Raw genomic sequence first — 22,319 nt, forward strand, 5'->3', positions numbered from 1 at the left:
ACTACGAGAGCTGAAGCCCGCGCCGACCGCCGGAATCGACGGCCGGCGCGGGAGATCACCGATGGACTTCGAGAATGGGCTCGAGAACGAGCCCGAACGCGCGGAGCGTCCCGAGTAGCTCCCGGTGACCGAACGCCTGGCAGCCCGAAGCGAATCCCGTCCGCTTCGGACGATCCTGAAGCAGGTGGGAGGTCACGTGTGCGTTCAGCAACGCCGTCTGCTTGTAATTGCAGTTGCCGTGAATGACACAGTGTGCCCGTCCCAACGGTCCCGAGGCGTGCACCGAATCCAGCGAAGTGTTGATCCGCGGGTTCTCGCGCGGTGGCATCTCGCTACGCACCGCTGCCGACTGATCGTCGATGATCCGGTATTTCTCGTCGGTCGACTTGCCTTCCATCAGCTCCAGCGCGCCCGTGACGATCTGGGGCACGCCCTGCATCAGGGCCCTGTCGAAGACGCCACCGAGCGCACGCGCATTGGCCACCCGGGGATCGTTCTTGAACCACAGCGGGTGTGAGGTCCCGCCCCACGGCAGCGCCAGGCAGAGTTCGTGGCGCCCGGGCACGACCACTTCGTAGACGCCGGCGTCGGCGGGCCATTCCACGTACTCGTTCTGTTCGAGGTAGTAGGCCTTGGCGAACGCGGCGTTGGTGAGGATGGTGTTCGTCGAGGCGACCGTCGGATAACCCTTCCAGAACACCTCGATATCCAGGGTGTCCAGACCAGGGGTCTCCAGACAGAGGTTCGCCGCGATCTCGCCGATGGTGTACATCTGCGCGAGTCCCGGTGTGAGCACCAGCTGCTGGGCCGCGAACTCCGTCCCGTAGCGCTCCTCGGCGTCGATCATCCAGTTCTGCTCGCCGTTGGTGTCGGTGTAGTGCGCACCGATCCGCAGGCAGGCCTGCACGACCTCGTGTCCCCACCGGGCGAACGGACCGACGGTGTTCAGCACGACCTTCGCGCCGCGGAATGCCTCGGTCAGCGCTTCCGTGCTGTGCTCGACTTCGATCACTTCGTGCTCGACCGTGTCGATTCCGGGAACCGCCGAGACCGCCTCGTTCACGCGGTTGAAGTCCCGACCGGCTGCGAGGAACGGGATGCCGTACTCACGCAGGTACTCGCAGATGAGCCGTCCGGTGTAGCCGGAGGCGCCGTAGACGATTACGGGCTTGTCGGTAGCCACGAATTGTTTCCTTTCGTACGAAGAAGAACGGTCACATGCCCATGCCGCCGTCGACCGGCAGTCCCGCGCCGGTGATGAACTTGGCGGCGTCGGAGGCGAGGAACACGACGGCGTCGGCCATGTCGTCGACCTGCCCGAGGCGGCCGCTCGGGGTCTGTTCGACGACGGCCTGAACCGCTTCGTCGGCCGAGCCGAACAGCCCGATATCCGCGCAGTCCACGGCAAGTTGATTGCCCATGGCAGTGGGCGTCAGTCCCGGGTAGACGCAGTTGACCCGGACGCCGTAGCCGAGCTTGCCCGACTCCGCGGCCGCGACTCTGGTGAGGCGGTCGATGGCGGATTTCGTCGCCGAGTATCCCGCGATGCCGGGGAATGCGATCGTCGCCGCGACCGAGGAGATGTTCACTACCGCGCCACCGGAACCCGCCGTGCCGCCCGGTCGCATCGCGCGAAAGGCGTGTTTCACCCCCAAGGTGGTTCCGAGCACGTTCACATCCAGCATCCGCCGTAGCTCGGTGGCGTCGATGTCGACGAGCAGGCTCGTGACCTCGAGGCCCGCGTTGTTCACGACCAGATCCAGCCCGCCGAGTGCGTTGACGATGTTCGGTATCGCCTCGGTCCATGCCGCGTCGTCGGTCACATCGAGCTCGACGAACTCGGCCGTGGCCCCCTCATCGCGCAGCGACTGGACCGTCTCTTTGCCCGCGTCCGCCAGCACGTCGGCGACGGCGACGGCGGCCCCCGCCCGTGTCAACGCCGCGGCCATTCCGGCACCCAGCCCCCTCGCGCCGCCCGTGACCAGCGCTTTCCGCCCAGCCAGGCTGTGACTCGTCATGCAAACCTCCTCGTTGAGATGCGTCACAAGTCACAGTAGCAACTTTTGGACGGTCGTCAAGATTTTATTGGACAGTCGTCAAATACGTTGCAGTGGTAGAGCACCAGCCTGCGTTGGCAGTACCGTGGACGTCGGAACCCGAACAGCTGGCGGAGGAGTCGTGACCGAGGTCGCCGAGACGAAGCAGGATCGGATCGCCCGCCGTCAGGTCGACAAGTTCGACGCGCGGCGGACCGAACTCGCCGTCGCAACGCTTCACACACTCGCCGAGTTGGGATATGCCCGCACGACTCTGCGGGAGATCGCGCAGAAGTCGGAGTTCTCGCACGGCGTTCTGCACTACTACTTCGCGGACAAGCGTGACCTGCTCACCGAGGCCGTCCGGCAGTACGAGGCGCTGTGCGTGACGCGCTACGACGACGTTGTGGCACAGGCCGAGACCGCGGAGCAGTTGTGCCGGGAATTCACCGACATGTTCCTCGCGACGCTGCGGGACGACGCTCCGCTGCATCGACTCTGGTACGACCTGCGGAACCAAAGCTTGTTCGACGAGTCTTTCCGCAACGACGTGCTCGAGATCGACGAACGCCGGGAAGCGATGATCTGGCGCGTAATCGCGCGATACGCCGAGCTGCGGCACCGTGAGCCGGCCATCTCTCGAGCAGCGGCCTACGCGGTACTCGACGGCCTTTTCCAGCGGGCTCTGCTGGGCGAGTTCGCCGGAGCGGGCGAGCCGGTGAGGGCACTGAAGGGGGAACTACCGCGGGTGCTCGAAGTGCTGGTGATCGGAGGCCCGGAACTCGGCTGACGTCCGCGAACCGCCGTGCCCCGAGCGGGAGGCCGGCACCGAGGGCAGTGTCGTGACGGCAGCCGACCGTACCCGACTACGGTGGCGCTCATGGCCAATCCGACTGGGGAACACTTCGAGCTGTTGCGCGGGAATGCACGCGCCGTCGTCACCGAGGTCGGCGCCGGGCTGCGGTCGCTGACGATCGACGGGACGGCGTACGTCGAGACGTTCGCCGAGGGCGAGGAGCCGCCGAAGGCCGCCGGTCAGGTGCTCGTGCCGTGGCCGAATCGGACGGCGGGTGCGCGGTGGACATTCGACGGCGAGGAGCAGGAACTCGAGGTCACCGAACCCGCTCGCGGCAACGCCATTCACGGTCTGGCGCGGCACCAGGAGTGGGAACTGGTCGAGCACGCCGAGTCGTCGATCACGTTCGGCTGCGACATCGGTGCCGCGAAGGGCTGGCCGGTGCCGCTGCGGGCCGGCATCGTCTACGAGCTCGCACCGCGCGGACTGATCGTCACGCACACGGTCGGCAACGAGGGCGACAAGGCGGTCGGTTTCGGTGTCGGGGCGCACCCGTACTTCCGCATCGGCGACGTGCCCACCGACGAGCTCACCCTGACGCTGCCCGCTACGCGCGTGCGGCCGTTCGACGGCGACAAGCAGTTGCCCTACGGCGAGGAGCGGGACGTCGAAGGCTCTGAGTACGACTTGCGGGGCGGCCGCATCGTCGGTGGACTGGACCTGGACACGGCGTTCACGGGGCTGGAACTCGGCGAGGACGGCCTGCACCACGTGTGGTTGAGCCACCACGACGGAGTCCTGGACATCTGGTCCGACCCGGATTTCCGCTGGGTGCAGGCGTTCACCCCGTCGGACTTTCCCGGGCGCGGGCGTGCGATCGCGATCGAGCCGATGACCTGTCCCGCGGACGCGCTGAATTCGGGCACCGACCTGATCACGGTCGAACCCGGTGAGACATGGCGCGGTTCGTGGGGCGTTCGGCTCGGAGATTCGTTAGTCTAACGAACTATGACTACCGCAATCACGAACGGATACGTGGTCCCCGTCGACGGCGACCCCATCGACGGCGCCGTGGTGCTGCTGGACGGCGGCAAGATCGTCGCCGTGGGATCCGACGTCGACGTGCCCGCCGACGCGGAGATCGTCGACGCCGCGGGCCAGTGGGTCCTGCCCGGCTTCATCGATGCGCACGCCCACCTCGGCGTGCACGAGGACGGCGAAGGCTGGTCCGGTGACGACACGAACGAGATGACCGACCCGAACGGTGCCCGGTTCCGCGCGCTCGACGGCATCGACCCGTACGAACCCGGCTTCGACGATGCGCTCTCCGGCGGTGTCACCAGCGTTGTCATCAAGCCGGGCTCGGGAAACCCGATCGGCGGCCGCACCGTCGGGGTGAAGACGTGGGGCCGCACGATCGTCGACATGACCTTCGCCGAGGACGTCAGCGTCAAGAGTGCGCTGGGCGAGAACCCGAAGCGGGTGTACGGGGAGAAGGACAAGACGCCCTCGACCCGCCTCGGCGTGGCCGCCACCCTGCGCGAGGCGTTCACGAAGGCCCGCAACTACGCCGCCCAGCGTGACCACGCGGCCGCCGAGGGCAAGCCGTTCGACGTCGACCTGACCATGGAGACGCTCGTCGCAGTCCTGGACGGCCGGCTGTACTGGGACCAGCACACCCACCGAGCCGACGACATCGTCACGGCTGTGCGGCTGGCCGAGGAGTTCGGCTACAAGCTCGTGGTCAACCACGGCACCGAAGGGCATCTGATCGCCGACTTCCTCGCCGAGCACGACGTGCCGGTGATCCTCGGGCCGCTGTTCACGTCGCGAGCCAAGGTGGAACTGCGGAACCGGTCGATGCGCGCCGCCGGAATCATGGCTCGTGCGGGCGTGAAGCTGTCGATCACGACCGATCATCCCGTGATCCCGATTCACTTCCTCGTGTATCAGGCGGCGCTGGCGGTCAAGGACGGTCTGGACCGGGACACGGCGTTGCGCGCGCTGACGGTGCATCCGGCGGAGATGCTCGGCCTCGGCGACCGCGTCGGTGCGCTAAAGCCCGGCATGGACGCCGACGTGGCCGTGTGGTCCGGCGACCCGCTCGACGTCATGAACCGCGCGCGGCGGGTGTTCGTCCGCGGTCGCGAGGTGTACGCGTTCGACGACTCGACGGGCGAAGGCGTGGTCGCCGACCGCCGCTACCGCGAATAACGACACCCGGACAACCCGACGACGCGGCAACGCGACGGCGGGCGCGGGGCGACGGTGGGCGCGGGGCGACGGTGGGCGCGGGGTGCGGCGGCGTGAGTGCGGTGCGGCGGCGTGAGTACGCGGCAGCGCGACGGTGAGTACGCGGGCCGCGTGTCCTGCACTCGCGCCGCCGTGTTGCGTTTTCCGGAGGCCGTGTTGCGGATCGGGGGGCCCGTGTTGCGGACTCCGGGGATCGTGTTGCGCCCGCCCGTCGCCCGACCACCGCCCCTCATCGGCGCGCTGCCGCGCGACTGTGTTCCGGGGAGCCGTGTTGCCGATCCGTGTCGGCGGCACGGATCCCGGTGCCATGCTGCGCGGATGACGACGATCTTCACGGGCGGACGCAGTCGGCCGATCGATGTCAGGTCGGTGGAACGCCTGCTGATGCTCGTCCAGGGCGGTAGTGCCATCGGTACGCAGATCACGGTGGTGGGGCTTCCGCTGGTCCTGCTCGCACTCGGCGAGGAATCCGCAGTGCTGTTCGGAGTGCTCGCAGCGTGCAGGTACGTGCCCTTTCTGCTCTTCGGTTACTACGCCGGTGCCCTGGCCGACCGGAAACCGCCTCGCGCGATCATGCTCCTCGCCGACGTCGGCCGCTGCGTGATCCTGGCGGTCATTCCTGTCCTGTGGTGGTTCGACGCCCTCAACGTGCTGCTTCTCATCGCGGTTGTGATCTCAGCGTCGATTCTCAGGGTGTTCTTCGATACGGCACTGATGGTGTAAGTGAATCTCGCAGTCCCCGCCGGTCAACTTCTCAGGGTGGGCACACGTATCGACGTTTCGCGACAGACGTTTCTGGTGGCGAAACCGTCGGTAGCCCGGGTTGATTTCCGCGGTGACGGCGCTGGATAGCCGGCCCGTCACCGCGGAACATGCCGTCCTGGGTGCAGCTCTAGCGGTTTCGGGTGCAGATCTCGGCGTGCTGAATGCAGAACACGCGCCCCGGAATCCGCAACACGGGCCCCGGAAGGCGCAACACGCGCCCCGGAGAGCGCAACACGGGCCCGGGGTCGGGGTTACGCCTCCTTCAGGGCGCGGGCGATGACCACGCGCTGGATCTGGTTGGTGCCCTCGAAGATCTGCGGCACCTTGGCCTCGCGCATGTACCGCTCGACGGGGAAATCGCGGGTGTAGCCGGCGCCGCCGAGAACCTGCACGGCGTCGGTCGTCACCTTCATCGCCGAATCCGTCGCGACGAGTTTGGCCACCGACGCCTGCCGTTGGAACGGCATGCCGCGGTCGCGGCGGCGGGCGGCGTCGAGGTACATCGCGCGGGACGTCTCGACGGCCGCCGCCATGTCGGCGAGCAGGAACTCCATCCCCTGGTTCTCGATGATGGGCTTGCCGAACTGCTGCCGGGTCTTGGCGTACTCGACGGCCTCGTCGAGCGCCGCCTGTGCCAGCCCGACCGAGCACGCCGCGATGCCGAGCCTGCCGGACGCGAGCGAGTCGAGCGCGATCTTCAGCCCGGCGCCCTCGCCGCCGATCAGCCGTTCGGCCGGAACGCGGGCGTCGGAGAAGATCATCTGCGCCGTCGTCGACCCGGTCAGGCCCATCTTGCGCTCGGGTGCGGCCGCGTCGAGCCCGGACGTCGAGGCGTCGACGAGCAGGCAGCTGACGCCCTTGCCGCCGTCGCCGGACGTGCGCACCATCGTCGTGTAGAAATCGGCCTGGCCGCCTGCGGTGATCCACGCCTTGGTGCCGTTGACGACGTAGTCGCCGCCGTCCCGACGGGCACGAGTGGACAGCGCCGCGGCGTCGGACCCGGCGTGCGTCTCGGACAGCGCGTAGGCGCCGAGCAGCTCGCCGCCGAGCATGGCGGGCAGCCACTGGTCACGCTGCTCGTCGGTGCCGTAGTGGGCGAGCGCGAAGCACGACATCGTGTGCACCGACAGGCCGACGCCGACGGACATCCACGCGCCCGCGATCTCCTCGAGCGCCTGCAGGTACGTCTCGTACGGCACCTCGCCGCCGCCCCATCGTTCGGCGTACGGCAGCCCGAGCAGGCCGGACTTGCCGAGCAGGCGGAACTGCTCCCGGGGGAAGCGCTCGGCCTCCTCGTACTCGGCGGCGACGGGCGCCAGCTCGTCGCGGGCGATCTCGCGGGCGAGCGCGACGAGGTCCGCGGACTCGGTGTCGGGAAGCAGGCGTTCGGCGGGCATCGATGGCTCCTCGGCGGGCTGCGTTGCCCCGAAGGGCACCTTGGGGGCACTCAACGCCCCGAAGGTGCCCATGGGGCGATCTTGATACTGAAAACAGTACTACGGTGGCGTTTTCAGTACCATTCTAAGCTCTACGTATGCCTCAGAACCAGACCCGGCGGCGAACTCGCGCGGTCACTGCCCGTCAGCAGGCGTTGCTCATCGAGGTCGAGGAGCTGTTCCTCGCCGACGGGTTCCTCGGCTACACCCTCGACGACCTGGCCGGACGCCTTCGCTGTTCGAAGTCGACGCTGTACGCGCTCGCCTCCAGCAAGGAGCAGCTCGCCGTCACGGTCGTCACCCACTTCTTCCGCGGGGCGGCCGAGCGCATCGAGGCACGGGTGGCCGGGGCAGCCGATGCGAAGGCGAAGATCCAGACGTACCTGGCGGGCGTCGCCGAGGAGCTGGGGCGTGCGTCGGAAACGTTCATCGCCGACGTCGACACGTTCGAACCCACGCGCGCCACCTACGAGTTCAACTCCCACGCCGCCGCCGGCCGCATCCGCGCGTTCATCTCGGAGGGCGTGGCCGACGGCCTGTTCCGCGACGTCCACGGTCCACTGGTCGCCGAGTTCGTCGAGCTGCTGATCGAGCAGATCCAGAGCGGCACCGTCCGCGCGCGCAGCGGGTACTCGGACGCCGACGCGTTCGCCGCACTGTCCGATCTGCTGCTGGGCGGGCTGCAGCGCGACGGCAGGTACGCAGGCGACGGCGAACCCGGCGAGCCCGGCGAGCCCGGTGGCACCACCGCGGCCACGCGTGCCGGTAACGTCCTCGCGGGCGCGGTTGCCGGTGACGCCTCGGCAGCCGGCCACGACGCTGATCCCGTAACGGTCACGGACGACGCCGTGGCAGCCGAGGCCGACTCGGCAACGACGAAAGGAGTACGGCGATGATCGTGTCCGGCGGTGAGGCGCTGGTCGACCTGGTGCCCGCGGAATCCGATTCGGAGCTGCTGGCCCCGCGACTCGGTGGCGGACCGTACAACGTCGCGCTCGCCGCGGGCAGGCTCGGAGTGCCGACGGCGCTGCTGTCGCGACTGTCGACGGATCGCTTCGGTGACGCGCTCGTCTCGAGACTCGAAGCGTCCGGTGTGGACACATCCCTGGTGCAGCGCGGCCCGGAACCGACGACTCTCGCCGTCGTCGCGCTCGACGAGACCGGCGCGGCGCGCTTCAGTTTCTACACCGAGGGCACTGCCGACCGGCTCGTCGCCGACCCCGGGCCGCTGCCCGCCGGTACGCGCGTGCTCTCGCTCGGCACGCTCGGCATGGTGCTGGAACCGGGTGCGAGCGCCTACGAAACGGTGCTCCATCGCGAGGCGGCGCGTGGCGTGCTCACCGCGCTCGATCCGAACATCCGCGCCGACATGATTAGCGATGCGGATGCCTACCGGGAGCGGTTCGCGTCGTGGCTGCCGAGTGTGCGGCTACTGAAGGTGTCCGACGACGACGCCGAGTGGCTCACCGGCGGGGAGTCCGCCGTCGACGCGGCGGCGACCTGGTTGGCCGCAGGGGTCGAGGCCGTGGTGCTGACGCGCGGCGGCGACGGTCTGTCGGTGCTCACGGCCGACGGTCACCTCGCCCAGGTGCCCGCGGCGGACGTCGCGGTGGTCGACACGATCGGCGCCGGCGACACCGTGCTGGGGGCCCTGCTGGCCTGGTTGGTCGACCACGACGTGACGGATCTCGCCGAACTGACGCCGGACACCTGGAGGCAAGCGCTTGCGTATGCCTCGCGCGCAGCCGGTGTGACGGTGTCGCGCAGCGGTGCCGAACCCCCTGCCTCGAACGAGCTAACCGCAGAGCAAAACGCCAGCGTGTGAACCTTGTCGCAACAGGTCGCTGTGGGTAACGCCACGGCTGCGAAAACGCCCTTATCTGGACTAGCGTAAGGGAGCATTCGTACCCCAGCGGGGCGGTGCGACGAGGCTGAAGGGCCTGTCGCGTACACGCGGTGACCAAGCAGAATCTGCAGTCGCCACCGACCGGCCCGTGTGACCGTGAGAGGCATGTGCATGTCCGACGCGACTGCGGCGCAGTCCGAGGGCGAGAAGGCCGTGCTCCGCCTGCCCGATGGCGAGCACGACTTCAACATTGTTCGCCCTGTTGACGGCGCCCCCGGCATCCAGCTCGGGAAGCTGCTGGCTCAGACCGGCTACATCACTTACGACCCGGGTTTCGTCAATACCGGGGCCGCGTCTTCCGCCATCACCTATATCGACGGTGAGGCGGGGATTCTGCGATATCGTGGCTATCCCATCGAGCAGCTGGCGGAGAATTCGACCTTCGTCGAGGTGTCCTATCTGCTGATTCACGGCGAACTGCCGAACGCTCAGCAGCTGGAGAACTTCACCTCGCAGGTCAATCGGCACACGCTGCTGCACGAGGACCTGAAGCGCTTCTTCGACGGTTTCCCGCGGGACGCCCATCCGATGCCGGTGCTCTCCAGCGCCGTCTCGGCTCTGTCCACCTTCTACCAGGATGCGCTGGACCCGTTCGACAAGTCCAACGTCGACCTGTCGACCGTGCGACTGCTGGCGAAGGTGCCCACGATTGCGGCCTACGCCTACAAGAAGTCGATCGGCCAGCCGTTCCTGTACCCGGACAACTCGCTCGGTCTCGTGGAGAACTTCCTCCGCATGACGTTCGGCCTGCCCGCCGAGCCGTACGAGATCGACCCGGTCATGGCGAAGGCTCTCGACCAGCTGTTCATCCTGCACGCCGACCACGAGCAGAACTGCTCCACGTCGACCGTGCGGCTGGTCGGCTCGTCCGAGGCGAATCTGTTCGCGAGCATTTCGGCAGGCGTCATGGCCCTGTTCGGCCCGCTGCACGGTGGTGCGAACAGCGCGGTGCTGGACATGCTCGAGGGCATCAAGGCCGACGGCGGCAACGTCGACAGGTTCGTCGAGCGCGTCAAGAACAAGGAGCCCGGCGTCCGCCTGATGGGCTTCGGCCACCGGGTCTACAAGAACTACGACCCGCGCGCGAAGATCATCAAGAAGACCGCCGACGAGATCCTGGCGAAGATCGGCGGCAACGACGAGCTGCTCGACATCGCCAAGCGGCTCGAGGAGCGTGCGCTTTCGGACGACTACTTCGTCGAGCGCAAGCTCTACCCGAACGTCGACTTCTACACCGGCCTGATCTACCGCGCCATGGGCTTCCCGACGCAGTTCTTCACGGTGCTGTTCGCCCTGGGTCGGCTGCCCGGTTGGATCGCGCACTGGCGCGAGATGATCGGCGACCCGGAGACGAAGATCGGCCGTCCGCGTCAGATCTACACGGGGGCGAAGGAGCGCGACTACAAGCCGCTCTCCGAGCGCTGAGTACGACAGCGCTGACTCGCGGTTCGCACACGAGGGCCGCCGTCCGACAGCCGGACGGCGGCCCTCGTCGTGTTCGACGGCGGTGCTTGCCTGCCCCCAAGGGACCCTTTGGGGCGCCCAGCGCCCCGAATCCTCCCTTCGTGCAGAGGGGCTGTTCCGGTGGGCCGCGATGGTCCGTGAGGGAAGTTTTGGGGCTCCCTCCCGCCAGCCGACCACCACCCCTCACGGGCACGCTGGCGCGTGACTGCGTTCGATGCCCGAAGGCGCCCTTGGAGCACACCATCCCGGGGTCAGGCGGGGGTGTGCAGGCCTTCGGTGGTGCGGGCGACGAGGTCGGCGATGCGGGAGCGGGCGGCGTCGGCGTCCGCCGGGACCAGGCCGAGGCGCGTGCGCCGGTGCAGCACGTCGTCGGTGTCGAGTGCGCCCTCGTGGCGGACCGCCCACACGACCTCGGCGGCCGTGACGTCGGTGCCGTCGCACACCGGCAGGGCGAGCTCCGGGTCGACGTCGCCGAGGGCGGCCACTCGCGGGGCTTCGGTGCCGTACTTGGCGACCAGCCGCGCCGGTGCGTCCACAGCGGACAGTTGCCTGCGGCTCGCGGCCCCGAACAGCGGCAGATTCCCCGTTCTCGACGGCCCCGCAGTCAGGTTCGTCGACCGCATCGCCGCGTCGACGGCGTCCTCGGCCATCTTGCGGTACGTCGTCAGTTTGCCGCCGACCACGGTGAGTACGCCGGTGTCCGGGTCGGTGAGCACCGCGTGGTTGCGGGACAGGTCGGCGGTGTCGCCGTCGGCCTCCAGCAGCGGCCGCAGGCCTGCGAACGCACCCAGCACGTCCTCGCGCGTCAGGTCCCGTTCCAGCACCGACGACGCGACACCGAGCAGAAAGTCCACATCGGACTCCGGAACCGTGGGAACGTCCTCGGGGGCGCCGTCGAGTGGTTCGTCGGTCAGCCCCAGGTACACGCGCCCGCCCGGCTGGGGAAGCAGCAGGACGAAGCGGTTCAGCTCACCGGGAACCGGCACCATGACGGACGCCTCGCCGAGGCCGGTCCGCTCGGCGTCCAGCACCAGGTGCGTACCCCGCGACGGCCGTAGCCGCACCGACGGCGAGAGTGAACCGGCCCAGACTCCCGTGGCGTTGACGACCTGTTTCGCACGAAGCTCCACAGTGGACCCGGTGATTCCGTCCCGTGCGACGACGCGGTCGGCGTGCAGCTGCGTTGCGGCGAGCTTGGTGAGCACGCGCGCGCCGTGGGCGGCCGCGGTGCGGGCGATCGCCACGACGAGCCGAGCATCGTCGGTGAGCGCCCCGTCGAACGAGAGCAGCCCGCCACGCAGGCCGCCACGCCGGAGCCCGGGTGCGAGCGCGAGCGCCTCCGCCGCCGGTACGGCCCGTGGCCGGGGCAGCAGCGCCGACGGGGTTCGCGCCGCGCGGCGCAGTGCGTCCCCGGCGTGCAGCCCGGCCCGGGTGAGCAGTGGGCCGGTGTCGGTCGCCGAGCCGTAGGCGGGGAAGACCTGTGCCATCGGCCGGGTCAGATGCGGCGCGGTGCGGGTCATCAGGGTGTTGCGCTCGACGGCGCTTTCGTGGGCGAGGCCGAGCTCGCCGTGGGCGAGGTAGCGCAGTCCGCCGTGCACGAGCTTGCTCGACCACCGTGAGGTGCCGAAAGCCAGGTCGTCGGCCTCGACGAGCGCGACCGACAGGCCCCGGGACGCCGCGTCGAGTGCACAGCCGGCACCGGTGACGCCGCCGCCGACGATGAGGACGTCGACCTGTCCGCGGGACGCGAGTTCGTCGAGTTCCCGCGCGCGGCGCCGGGCTGTCAACGAGGCCGTGATCATGGCGTGAGGGCTCCTTCGAGAAGGTGGGTGAGTTCGGCGAGCAGGGTGTCGGCCGGTACGGCGCCGTCGCCCGCGGTCGCGGGCCGGCGCGAGAGGACGAACGACTGGAGCAGCAGCAACAGCGCCCGTGACTGCGCCGCCGGATCGCCCTGCCGCACGGATCCGTCGGTGTGGCCCTCGGTGATGAACCCGCGCAGACCCTCCTCGGCGATGAGCTGCGTCGCGCCGAGGCGTTCGGTCACGTACGGCAGGAGCAGTTCGGCGTCCAGGTCGAGCACGGTGCGCAGCAGGGGATCGGTGCCGAGTCTGCGGACGCTCGCGACGGCGTGGTCGACGAGACGGGACCGTGCGGTGCCGTCCGCGGCGATCTCGTCGGACACCTGTTGCAGCAGAGCGGTGAATTCCCGGGTCATGAGCGTCGCGAGGACGCTGCCGACGTCGGGAAACCGCCGGTAGACGGTCATCCGCGATACGCCTGCGGCTTGTGCGATGCCGGTGAGCGTGGTGCGCCGGACACCGCCGGCGAGCACGCATTCCTTCGCCGCGTCGAGCACTGTGTCGTCCGGGACACGGCCACCACGGTGGGTGTGACATTCCGGCTTCATGTGTCACACTCTAGTCGTGACCGACAGCATTGACCACCGCCTGCGCGGTGCCTGGACGCCCGACGGTGCCGACGCCGCCCACCTCACGGCCAAGGAGCTCCGCTGGCTACGGAGCAGGATCGGCGAGACCACACCCAACGATCCGGTGGCGCCCGATTCCGCCATCGCGACGCCGCCGTCGCAGCTGCCGGACCCGGTGCGCTCCGCGCTCGCCGGGATCGTCGGCTCGGGAAACCTGCTCGAGGAACCGCGTGAACGGCTCGAACGAAGCGGTGGACTGTCGTATCTCGACCTGATGCGGCGACGGCACCCCACCTCGGGCATCGCGACCCCCGACGCCGTCGTCCTGCCCGGCAGTCCGCAGCAGGTGCAGCAGGTGCTGGACGTGTGTGTCGAGTACGACATCGGAGTGGTGCCCTTCGGTGGCGGCACGTCCGTCGTCGGTGGCGTCTCGGCGCTGCAGGGCGACAAGAAGGCGGTGGTCGTACTCGACCTCGAGCGCCTGAACCGCCTCGTGTCCGTCGACCCGATCTCGCACACCGCCGTGTTGCAGGCGGGTGTGCGCGGGCCGGACGCGGAACGGATGCTCTCGGCGCACGGCTTCACACTCGGCCACGTCCCGCAGTCGTTCGAGCGCGCCACCATCGGCGGGTTCGCGGCCACGCGTTCGGCGGGCCAGGCCTCGGCGGGCTACGGCCGTTTCGAGGACATGGTCACCGGCGTGCGGCTCGCCACACCGCGCGGCGAGTGGGAGCTCGGGGTGGCGCCCGCATCGGCCGCAGGCCCGGATCTGCGGCAACTCGCTATCGGCAGCGAGGGCACCCTCGGTGTCATCACCGAGGTCGCCGTCCGGGTGCGTCCGCTGCCCGAGACCGAGCACTTCGAGGCGTTCGCCGTCGACGGCTGGGAACGCGGTTGCGGGCTCGTGCGGCAGTTGGCGCAGAGCGGACTGCTCGCCGACATCACGCGGTTGTCCGATGTGGACGAGACGCAGGTGCAGCTGCAGATGGCGGGTACGTGGAAGACGAATGCGCTGCGCCGTTACCTGGGCGCACGCGGCGTCGACGAGCCGTGCCTGCTGGTGCTGAGCTGGCACGGCGAGTCCGCCGACCGCCGTAAGAAGGCGATGCGCCTGTTGCGATCCGGCGGTGGCGTGTGGCTCACGTCCGCACCCGCGCGGCTGTGGCTGCGCGGGCGGTTCGGCGGCCCGCGGCAGCGGGACGCACTCCTCGACGCGGGCGTGTGCGTCGAAACCCTCGAGACCGCCACGCACTGGTCGAAGATCGGCACGCTCTACGACCGCGTGCGCACCGCCCTGCGCCGCGAACTCGGCCATCCGCTGATCATGTGCCACGTCTCGCACTCGTACGAGACGGGCGCGTCGCTGTACTTCACGGTGCTGACGCCGCGCGATCCCGCCGATCCGATCGGCCAGTGGGAGCGCGCGAAGGCCGCCGCCTGCGAGGCCATCTCCGCGGACCGGGTCGGGACCATCTCGCATCACCACGCCGTCGGCACCGACCACGCGCCGTACCTGGCGGCGGAGATCGGCGAACTCGGCCGCGACGTCCTCGCCGCCGCCAAGCGGGCCGTCGACCCGACCGGGATCCTCAACCCCGGCAAGCTCATCGGCTGACGGGCGTGCCCTCCGGGATCACGGTGACGTCGAGTCCGTGGGTGGCGGCCGTCTCGCCGGTCAGCAGGGCGGCGCCGTGCTGCGCGAGGTCGGCCGTGCGCACGGTGCCGCCGTCGACGAGCAGCGGCATCCCGCCCTCGCCCAGTCCGACGTAGGCATACACCTCGTCGAGAACGGACCCGTTCTCGAGCCGGACCTGTCCACTGTGGAGGCGGGCGAGGTCGTAGGCCTTGCCCCGTGCCTCGCAGACGTCGAGTACCTCGACCTGTTCCGGCGTCGCGAACCACACGGCGTGCCACTCGGTGACGCCCGGCGCGGACGTGACGGTCGCGGGTCGCTGGCCGTCCCGAGGGCGTCGTCCCGCCGCCCACACGGCGGCCAGGTCGCGGCATTCGGCGCGGGCGACGAGCACCGGGCCGGACAGGCCCAGCGTCTCCCGCAGCCACGTGACCTTCGACGGGCACACGTTCGAGCCGTACGCGAGCACCGGGATGCGCTCGGCGTCGGCGCGCGCGGCCGCGAGTGTCTCGGCCGTCAGCGCGTACCCCGCGCCGTCGTGGTGGACGTACGAGCATGCCGGCCGGGCTCCCGGATACGGGTCCTCCGGGTACTCGGCGTCGTGGAAGATCGGTTCTCCGGAAAACAGGATCGCTCAGCCCTCGATGATGTACGCGACGCCGCCGCTGCCGCCGGCGACCTCGCCGTCGGCGTCGTAGCGTTTGGTGCGCTGCCAGATGGTCTCGAACTGCTCGCGATCGTAGACGCGCCGCACCTCGTCGTTCGACGAGGACGCCGGGTCGTTCGCGATCACGTCGCCGTCGGCGGTGAATCCGACGACCACCATGAGGTGCCCCGCCGTGCCGTACCCGGCGCCGTCCAGTTCCTTCTCCAGGAACGACTGCGACGTGATCACCGGGGTGCCGCGCGCGATGTGACTCTCCAGCTCGGCCAGCGAGTGGAGGCGCGTGACGTGGCCCTTCAGGCCGTACTGCGAGGCGTAGGCGGTGTTGAACGGCCAGTTGCCGGTGCCTTCGTAGGCGTAGTCGTAGGTGTGCCGCGCCGCGTGCGCGACGCTCTTGTCCGGATAGTCCGCCGGCAGCCACGACAGCTGCTCGTCGGTCGGCTTCGCGCCCCAGTACTCGGCGACCATCGTCGTCGACGTGGGGCTGCACCACGCCTGGCCGCCACCGCCGTACTCGGGGTAGTTGCCGCGGTGGACGTTCTGCGCGTACGCGGGCACGTCCAGCTCGACGCCCGCGGCCTCGCCCGGCTGGGTCAGCTCCGGCTCGAACCGCTCCGGCACGTCGGACGTCATCGCGCCGACCTGTGTGACGACCGGTGAGGCGTCCGTTCCGGCTTCGCGGTACAGGGTGACGCGCAGCCGGTAGGCGCGGAAGGCCACGCCGTCGGCGGCCGACAGCGTGTCGGTGTGGACGGCCGCGTGCTCGTCGGACTGGCCCCTGACGCTGGTGCGTTCGATGTCGCCGTCGCCGTAGGCCCACTTGCCGAGCGTGTACCAGGACGTGTCGGCGCCGCCCGCGGTGCGGGCCTGCGCCTGCACCTTCAGCCAGGTGCCCTCCGGGGTGCGTGCGTTCCAGGACGAGATCAGCTCGGAGGCGTCGAAGCCGGGTTCGTGGACCGGCGACGTCCAGGTGCCGTACTCGTAGCCGTTCCCGGTGCCGGCGGGATCGCCGTGGAGGCGCATGCCCTTGGCTTCAGGGCGGACCCCGTCGCGCTCGCCTGCGGCGAAGTCCCGGGCACTGCTCCAGCCGTGGTAATCGATGGCTTCGTCCTCGGAAGACGTGTTCGTGGCCTGCGGTGACGGTCCGCCCATCGGCAGGGCGGGAGCCGAGGCGGTGGCCGTGGGTTGCAGGATCACCGAGGCGGCGATCGCTGCCAGCAGCACCGTGGGGAGTCCTCCGCGCATGGCGATTCATTGTTATCGCCGGACAGCGGCGTGTAAACCGCACCTGGGCCGTTCGGGCCACGTCGTGAGTCCGTACCTGCCCACCCCTGCACCCTCCGTGTGCGCCCCCGGCTCCGGGAAGCGCCCCCAAGGGCACCTTGGGGGCGTTGAGCGCCCCGAAGGTGCCCTTGGGGGCATCGAGCGTTGGGCCGGGTGGGGGATCGCCTAGAAGTGGCTGATGTCGAGCTTGCCCTCGGACTGGTCGGCGCGGATGCGCTTCTTGTCGAACTTGCCGACGCTGGTCTTCGGCACCTCGGGGATGAACGTCCAGTACTCGGGCACCTGCCACTTCGCCACCTTGCCGCGCAGGAACTCCCGCAGCTCTTCGGCGGTCACGGTGTGCCCCTCCTTGACCACGACCGCCACCAGCGGGCGCTCGTCCCACTTCTCGTCCGGCACGCCCACGACCGCGGCCTCGGCGACCGCCTCGTGCGCCATGACGTCGTTCTCCAAGTCCACCGACGAGATCCACTCGCCGCCGGACTTGATGACGTCCTTGGAGCGATCGGTCAGGGTCAGGTAGCCGCCCGGCGTGATCTTGCCGACGTCGCCGGTGCGCAGCCAGCCGCCGCGGAACTTCTCGGGGTCGGAGCCCTTGTGGTAGGCGCCCGCGATCCACGGGCCGGACACCTCGAGCTCGCCGACGCTCTCACCGTCCCACGGCACCTCGTTGCCGTCGTCGTCGATGAGCCGTGCCGTCACCGAGGCGGGGAACCGGCCCTGCGTGTAGCGGTAGCGCCACGCCTCGTCACCCGACGTCCCGCGCGGCGGGCGGGCGACGCTGCCCAGCGGCGACGTCTCGGTCATGCCCCAGGCGTGCAGCACCGGCACGCCGTAGCGCTCCTCGAACGCGTGCATCATCGACGGCGGTGCGGCCGAGCCGCCCACCACGACCTCGCGCAGGTGGGAGATGTCCTGCGGGTTGGCATCCAGGTGCTGGAGCAGGGCCTGCCAGATCGTGGGCACGGCGGCGGCCTGCGTCGGCTGTTCGGCCGCCATCATCCGGGTGATCGGCTCGGGCTGGAGGAACCGGTCGGGCATGACCATCGAGGCGCCCACCATGAACGCCGCGTACGGCACGCCCCACGACATCGCGTGGAACTGCGGCACGATGACCAGCGTCGTGTCGGTGTCGGACAGGCGCATGCTGTCGGACATGCACACCTGCATCGAGTGCAGCCAGATCGAACGGTGCGAGTAGACCACGCCCTTCGGTTCACCCGTGGTGCCGGAGGTGTAGCACATCGCGGCCGCCGACCGTTCGTCGATCTCGGGCCAGTCGAACTCCGCGGGCTGCGTGGCGAGCAGCTGTTCGTAGTCGTGGACCTGCACCCCCGCGGGGGCTTCGACGGTCTCCGGGTCACCGTTCGCGACGATCACGTGGCGCACCGTCTTCATCTCCGCGAGCGGCTTGTTCAGCAGCGGAATGAGCGTGCCGTCCACGATGATGACCTGGTCCTCGGCGTGGTCGGCGACGTAGACGAGCTGCTCGGGGAACAGGCGGATGTTCAGCGTGTGCAGCACCGCACCCATGGCCGGGATCGCCAGGTAGGCCTCGAGGTGCTCGGCGTTGTTCCACATGAACGTGCCGACGCGCTGATCGCCCGTCACGCCGAGGCCGCGGAGGGCGCCCGCCAGCTGCGCGGCGCGGTCACCCACTTCGGCGTAGCTTCGTCGGCGGGACTCCGATCCGGTCCACGTGACCACTTCGCTCGTACCGTGCAGTGTGCTGCCGTGTTTCAGCAGGGTGGCGATGGAAAGGGGGGCGTCCTGCATCGTGCTCAACATTGAGGCTCCCGTGGTTCTTGCGGTGAACTCGGATTCAGGGCGAGCCTATCCGTAAGCTGCGAAATGCAGCACGTGCCGCGCATAACAGTTGCGCGTAGCGGTCACCACGGCTCGAACGCCTCGGCCGGTATGCCTCGGACGGGGGGTCATCGCGTGTCGATTTCGCGGACGAAGGGGTCTTGGCGTTTACTGGGCCCGTGGTAAGAGACGGCCTGGCCAGCGCTTGCTCGGGCAAGCACCTGGGGATCCGGGTTGTCGCCGCTGCACAAGCGGCACCCGAGAAGAAAGGAAAGGTACGTTGGCTCTGCCTACGTTGACTCCGGAACAGCGGCAGGAAGCCCTGGCCAAGGCGGCCGAGGCTCGCAAGGCGCGCTCGGAGCTGCTTACGTCGATCAAGGACGGTTCGGAAAGCATCGAGAAGGTGCTGAACCGCGCCAAGGACGACAAGACGGTTGGGAAGACCAAGGTCACCCAGCTGCTGAAGGCTGTTCCCGGGCTCGGTGCCGTGAAGGTCGCCGCGCTCCTGGAGCAGGCGGGCATCGACCCTGACCGCCGGGCCGCAGGCCTCGGTGACCGTCAGCGCGAAGCTCTCATCAGCGCTCTCAAGTGACGCCCGTGTCCGTGGGTGGCCCGCCCCGGCGGCGTGCCACCCACGGACCGTCGCGTCTTCTTCGCTTCCGGCGCGGGCTCCCCGCGCCGTGCCGCCCCGCCTGTCATCCCGGCGAGGCGGAATCACCGCGTGAGTACGTCGCTGTCAGTACGTCGCTGTCCAGTCCCATGGCACGGGCCAGGGTTGCGAATTTCGCCGACGTCTCGTCCAGTTCGGCGTGCGGATCCGAATCCTCGACGATCCCGCCGCCCGCATACATCCTCAGTGACGCTTCTCCGGCATCGGCGCAGCGGATCGACACCGCCCATTCCCCGTCGCCGTTGCCGTCGACCCAGCCCGTCGCGCCCGCGTAGTAGCCGCGGTCGAACGGCTCCAGGTCGCCGATCAGCCGCCGCGCCGAGGTGACGGGCGTGCCGCAGATCGCCGGTGTCGGATGCAGTGCCGAAGCGAGCTGCAGTGCCGTGGTCTCCGGGTCGGCCAGTTCCCCGGTGATCCGCGTGCCGAGGTGCCACATGGTCGGGGTGCGTTCCAGAGCCGGTTTGCGGGGCACCTCGAGGTGGCGGCAGAACGGGCGCAGTGCTTCGGCGACGGCGTCGGCGAGGACCGCGTGCTCGAGCCGGTCCTTCTTCGACGCGAGCAGTGCTTCGGCGTTGGCCGCGTCGGCGGCGGACTCGGCCGCGCGTGGCATGGATCCGGCGTGCGGATGTGCCACGACGTGGCCGCCGCGGCGGGAGACGAGCAGCTCCGGGCTCGCACCGAGGAGTGTGCGCCCGCCGGGCAGGTCCGCGGCGAACACGTAACCGTGGCTGTGGTCGAGGATCAGGTTGCGCACGATCGACGCGACGGGCACGTCGTGGGCGAAGTCCACGTCGAGCGCCCGCGCGAGGACGACTTTGCGCAGGTCACGAACGGCGAGTTGGGTGCGGGCCGTGCTCACCGCATCGGCGTGGACGTGCGGATCGGGGACGGCCCGCACCGCGGCCGGCGTGCCGATGTGCTCCCGGGCGAGCCGGCCGATGTCCGGATGGGCCGGGCCCGTCGTGTGCACCGTCTGCGGGACGACGAGGCGGGCGGGTGTGCCGGTGGCGGCGTCGTAGGGCAGCACGCCCGCCGCGATGCCGCCGTCGTGCTCGGCGAGCGCCGCCGAGACGCGGGCGGCGAGCGCATCCTCGTCGGTTCCGGTGATCTCGTGGGCCGTTCCGCTGGCGAGGAGCGTGCGCCGTGCTGTGGCGAGCAGGAAATCGTCGCGCCGGTAGTGTTCGACGAGGCGGGCGGCGTCCATGCCGTCAGTGTCCCAGCGCAGCGGGGCTCCACCAGTGTTCTGTGACCCGCAGCTCGTCGCCGGTCAGGACGGCGACCGACGCGTCGTAGCCGGTGCCCGGCTGCAGCGGGGCGAGCCGGGTGGCCGCGGGGTCGAGCGCGGATGCTGCGGAAGTCACGAGGCGTGCCGGTTCGCCGGGATTCGACAGCGTGAGGCTCGTCAGCGGGATGCGCAGCCCCTTGCCGGTGGCCTTCATCAGGGCTTCCTTACTGGTCCAGTAGCGGAAGAACGCGCGCGTGCGGTCGTCGTCGGAGAGTTCGGCGACGGCGGCACGTTCGGCGCCGGACAGGGCGTAGTCGAGGAGGCCGTCGTCGGCGCGGCGGGTCGTGGACTCGACGTCGAGCCCCAGCTCGGCACCGTCGACGAGGGCGAGGCCCACGCGATCGCCGGAATGCGAGATCGACAGTCGCAGTGTGCTGCCGGGGATGCGGGGTGGGCCGTGCTGCTTGGCGCAGTCATCGCAGGTGGAGTCGAACACGACGTCGGCTGCCCGAACGCCGAGACGTTCGCCGACCAGGGTTTTCGCCAGCGTCCGCCCGGTGAGGAACCGCCGGCGGTCCTCGGCTCTGCGGTACGCCGAGTACCGGTCCAGCTCGACGTCGGTCAGCAATCCGCGGTGCTCGGCGGTGTCGTCCACCGGAACCGCCCACCAGACGGAACACGTGATCATGCCCAGAAGGATAGCCGCGCGGAGCGCGTCCGTGGGGGGGTTGGCGGTTGGGTGACGGGCGGGCCTAGCCGCGCGGAGCGCGTCCGTGGGGGGTTGGCGGTTGGGTGACGGGTGGGCCTAGCCGCGCGGAGCGTGTCCGTGCGCGCATTCCGGTGCGTCTTTTGCAGGTTCGGCAAAATTCTTTGCCGCTGACGCGAGGGTGCGCGCAAAGTGGGTCTCGGAGGTGATCGGACATGACACAGGAACGGACTTCGGAACAGGCGCCGGGCACGACGGAAGCCGGCCGGTTCGACGTGGTGGTCGTCGGAGGCGGTGCGGCGGGACTCAACGCGGCGCTGACGCTCGTGCGCGCACGGCGCAGCGTGCTCGTGCTGGATGCAGGGGAGCCGCGCAACGCCCCTGCCGACGCGGTGCACGGGCTCCTCGCCAGGGAGGCGACACCGCCTGCCGAGCTACTGGCAAGGGGCCGCGACGAGGTACGCGGTTACGGCGGGGAGATCGTGACGGCACGGGTCGGTGACGTGACCCGCGACGAGCCGGGCGGGTTCACGGTGACCACCACCGACGGCCGGGCCGTCGGAGCACGCCGGGTGCTGGTCGCCACGGGGCTCGTCGACGAGTTGCCGGACATCCCGGGGTTGAGCGAACGGTGGGGCCGCGACGTCGTCCATTGTCCGTACTGCCACGGCTGGGAGGTGCGTGACCGCGCCGTCGGCGTACTCGGGGGCGGTCCGCTCTCGGTGCACCAGGCGTTGCTGTTCCGGCAGTGGAGCGACGACGTCGTGTTCTTCGGCCGAGGTGGGGCGCTGTCCGACGAGGAACGGGAACAGCTGGCCGCCCGCGGCATCCGCGTCGTCGACGGCGCCGTCGACGCGGTGGAGGTCGACGGCGACCGGATCACGGGCGTGCGGTCGGCAGGCGGTTCGTCGACGGCACGGGAGGTGCTCGTGGTCGGACCGCGGATGGCGGTGCGAGCCGGATTCCTGGCCGGCGTCGGACTGCATCCGCGCGAACATCCGTCGGGCGTGGGAGATCATCTGCCCGTCGACGGGCGAGGGGAGACCGACGTCGCCGGAGTGTGGGCTGCCGGAAATGTCACCGACCCGTCCGCGCAGGTCGGCAATGCGGCCGCGGCAGGTGCGTTCACGGCTGCGCAGCTCAACGGCGACCTGGTGCAGGAGGAAACCCGGCTGGCGGTTGCCGGATACCGGAGCCGGTCCGCCGCGGCAGCCGATCGACAGCGCGGCACAGCCGGCTGACGGTGC

The 22,319-nt window shown here is 69.7% G+C and carries 19 protein-coding genes and 1 pseudogene; 10 read left to right on the top strand and 10 right to left on the bottom strand.

Translation table 11 applies throughout. The features are described from left to right. Nucleotides 1-55: 55 nt before the first annotated feature. Complete coding sequence (locus tag LY41_RS23835) at nt 56-1,183, bottom strand: DUF5938 domain-containing protein (RefSeq protein WP_253863180.1); 1,128 nt, start codon at nt 1,181-1,183, stop codon at nt 56-58. Nucleotides 1,184-1,214: 31 nt separating this feature from the next. Then, nucleotides 1,215-2,018: an SDR family NAD(P)-dependent oxidoreductase gene (locus LY41_RS07710; protein ID WP_253863181.1), complete on the bottom strand. Its 804-nt coding sequence runs from the start codon at nt 2,016-2,018 to the stop codon at nt 1,215-1,217. A gap of 160 nt (nt 2,019-2,178) precedes the next feature. On the opposite strand from LY41_RS07710, the gene LY41_RS07715 reads away from it, so the two are divergent. The 4 genes from LY41_RS07715 to LY41_RS07730 all read left to right on the top strand — a co-directional run bounded on the left by LY41_RS07715 (nt 2,179) and on the right by LY41_RS07730 (nt 5,808). Beyond that, nucleotides 2,179-2,826, top strand: a complete 648-nt coding sequence (locus LY41_RS07715; RefSeq protein ID WP_253863182.1) for a TetR/AcrR family transcriptional regulator — start codon at nt 2,179-2,181, stop codon at nt 2,824-2,826. Nucleotides 2,827-2,916: 90 nt separating this feature from the next. After that, nucleotides 2,917-3,834: an aldose 1-epimerase family protein gene (locus LY41_RS07720; protein WP_253863183.1), complete on the top strand. Its 918-nt coding sequence runs from the start codon at nt 2,917-2,919 to the stop codon at nt 3,832-3,834. Between the two features lie 6 nt (nt 3,835-3,840). Then, nucleotides 3,841-5,046 (top strand): amidohydrolase, encoded by a 1,206-nt coding sequence (locus tag LY41_RS07725; RefSeq protein WP_253863184.1) that lies wholly within the window; start codon nt 3,841-3,843, stop codon nt 5,044-5,046. A gap of 357 nt (nt 5,047-5,403) precedes the next feature. Next, nucleotides 5,404-5,808 (top strand): MFS transporter, encoded by a 405-nt coding sequence (locus LY41_RS07730; RefSeq protein ID WP_253863185.1) that lies wholly within the window; start codon nt 5,404-5,406, stop codon nt 5,806-5,808. A 293-nt stretch (nt 5,809-6,101) separates the two neighbouring features. Here LY41_RS07730 and LY41_RS07735 read toward each other — a convergent pair whose 3' ends face one another. Beyond that, a complete protein-coding gene (locus LY41_RS07735) occupies nt 6,102-7,247 on the bottom strand; it encodes an acyl-CoA dehydrogenase family protein (RefSeq protein ID WP_253863186.1) in 1,146 nt (381 codons plus the stop codon). A gap of 137 nt (nt 7,248-7,384) precedes the next feature. On the opposite strand from LY41_RS07735, the pseudogene LY41_RS07740 reads away from it, so the two are divergent. The 3 genes and pseudogenes from LY41_RS07740 to LY41_RS07750 form a co-directional block, all read left to right on the top strand. Next, nucleotides 7,385-7,975: pseudogene (locus LY41_RS07740) on the top strand (TetR/AcrR family transcriptional regulator); the annotation flags it as partial. Between the two features lie 203 nt (nt 7,976-8,178). Continuing rightward, nucleotides 8,179-9,111: a carbohydrate kinase family protein gene (locus LY41_RS07745; RefSeq protein ID WP_253863187.1), complete on the top strand. Its 933-nt coding sequence runs from the start codon at nt 8,179-8,181 to the stop codon at nt 9,109-9,111. Between the two features lie 192 nt (nt 9,112-9,303). Then, a complete protein-coding gene (locus tag LY41_RS07750) occupies nt 9,304-10,617 on the top strand; it encodes a citrate synthase (protein ID WP_253863188.1) in 1,314 nt (437 codons plus the stop codon). A 290-nt stretch (nt 10,618-10,907) separates the two neighbouring features. On the opposite strand, the gene LY41_RS07755 is transcribed toward LY41_RS07750, so the two are convergent. Both LY41_RS07755 and LY41_RS07760 read right to left on the bottom strand, forming a co-directional pair. After that, nucleotides 10,908-12,458, bottom strand: a complete 1,551-nt coding sequence (locus LY41_RS07755; protein WP_253863189.1) for a glycerol-3-phosphate dehydrogenase/oxidase — start codon at nt 12,456-12,458, stop codon at nt 10,908-10,910. Next, nucleotides 12,455-13,063 (bottom strand): TetR/AcrR family transcriptional regulator, encoded by a 609-nt coding sequence (locus LY41_RS07760; RefSeq protein WP_253863190.1) that lies wholly within the window; start codon nt 13,061-13,063, stop codon nt 12,455-12,457. The genes LY41_RS07755 and LY41_RS07760 overlap by 4 nt, the downstream gene beginning before the upstream one ends. A 16-nt stretch (nt 13,064-13,079) precedes the next feature. Here LY41_RS07760 and LY41_RS07765 point away from each other — a divergent pair, with 16 nt between their 5' ends. Further along, complete coding sequence (locus LY41_RS07765) at nt 13,080-14,699, top strand: FAD-binding oxidoreductase (protein ID WP_253863191.1); 1,620 nt, start codon at nt 13,080-13,082, stop codon at nt 14,697-14,699. Here the strand turns inward: LY41_RS07765 and LY41_RS07770 are convergent. The 3 genes from LY41_RS07770 to LY41_RS07780 form a co-directional block, all read right to left on the bottom strand. Further along, on the bottom strand, nt 14,689-15,186 hold the full coding sequence (locus LY41_RS07770; protein ID WP_308292217.1) for a gamma-glutamylcyclotransferase: 498 nt from the start codon (nt 15,184-15,186) through the stop codon (nt 14,689-14,691). The two genes, LY41_RS07765 and LY41_RS07770, sit on opposite strands and share 11 nt — an antisense overlap. 165 nt (nt 15,187-15,351) lie before the next feature. Continuing rightward, the gene (locus LY41_RS07775) at nt 15,352-16,626 is read right to left on the bottom strand and encodes a C39 family peptidase (RefSeq protein ID WP_253863192.1); all 1,275 of its coding nucleotides are present in this window, start codon (nt 16,624-16,626) and stop codon (nt 15,352-15,354) included. 204 nt (nt 16,627-16,830) lie between these two features. Next, a complete protein-coding gene (locus LY41_RS07780; protein ID WP_253863193.1) occupies nt 16,831-18,453 on the bottom strand; it encodes a long-chain fatty acid--CoA ligase in 1,623 nt (540 codons plus the stop codon). Nucleotides 18,454-18,751: 298 nt separating this feature from the next. Between LY41_RS07780 and mihF the strand changes: the two genes are divergently transcribed. Continuing rightward, a complete protein-coding gene (gene mihF, locus LY41_RS07785; RefSeq protein ID WP_253863194.1) occupies nt 18,752-19,063 on the top strand; it encodes an integration host factor, actinobacterial type in 312 nt (103 codons plus the stop codon). A gap of 103 nt (nt 19,064-19,166) precedes the next feature. Here mihF and LY41_RS07790 read toward each other — a convergent pair whose 3' ends face one another. Together LY41_RS07790 and LY41_RS07795 are read right to left on the bottom strand one after the other, a co-directional pair. Next, nucleotides 19,167-20,345 carry an isochorismate synthase gene (locus LY41_RS07790; protein WP_253863195.1) on the bottom strand — a complete coding sequence of 393 codons (1,179 nt, stop codon included), beginning with the start codon at nt 20,343-20,345 and terminating at the stop codon, nt 19,167-19,169. A 4-nt stretch (nt 20,346-20,349) separates the two neighbouring features. After that, nucleotides 20,350-21,054, bottom strand: coding sequence for a 4'-phosphopantetheinyl transferase family protein (locus tag LY41_RS07795; RefSeq protein WP_253863197.1), 705 nt, complete (start codon nt 21,052-21,054; stop codon nt 20,350-20,352). Nucleotides 21,055-21,287: 233 nt separating this feature from the next. Here LY41_RS07795 and LY41_RS07800 point away from each other — a divergent pair, with 233 nt between their 5' ends. Continuing rightward, nucleotides 21,288-22,313: an NAD(P)/FAD-dependent oxidoreductase gene (locus tag LY41_RS07800; protein ID WP_253863198.1), complete on the top strand. Its 1,026-nt coding sequence runs from the start codon at nt 21,288-21,290 to the stop codon at nt 22,311-22,313. The last annotated feature ends 6 nt before the right edge of the window (nt 22,314-22,319 follow it).

The organism is Prauserella halophila (genome assembly GCF_024171895.1).
In the GTDB taxonomy this organism is placed as follows: Bacteria; Actinomycetota; Actinomycetes; order Mycobacteriales; family Pseudonocardiaceae; genus Prauserella; species Prauserella halophila.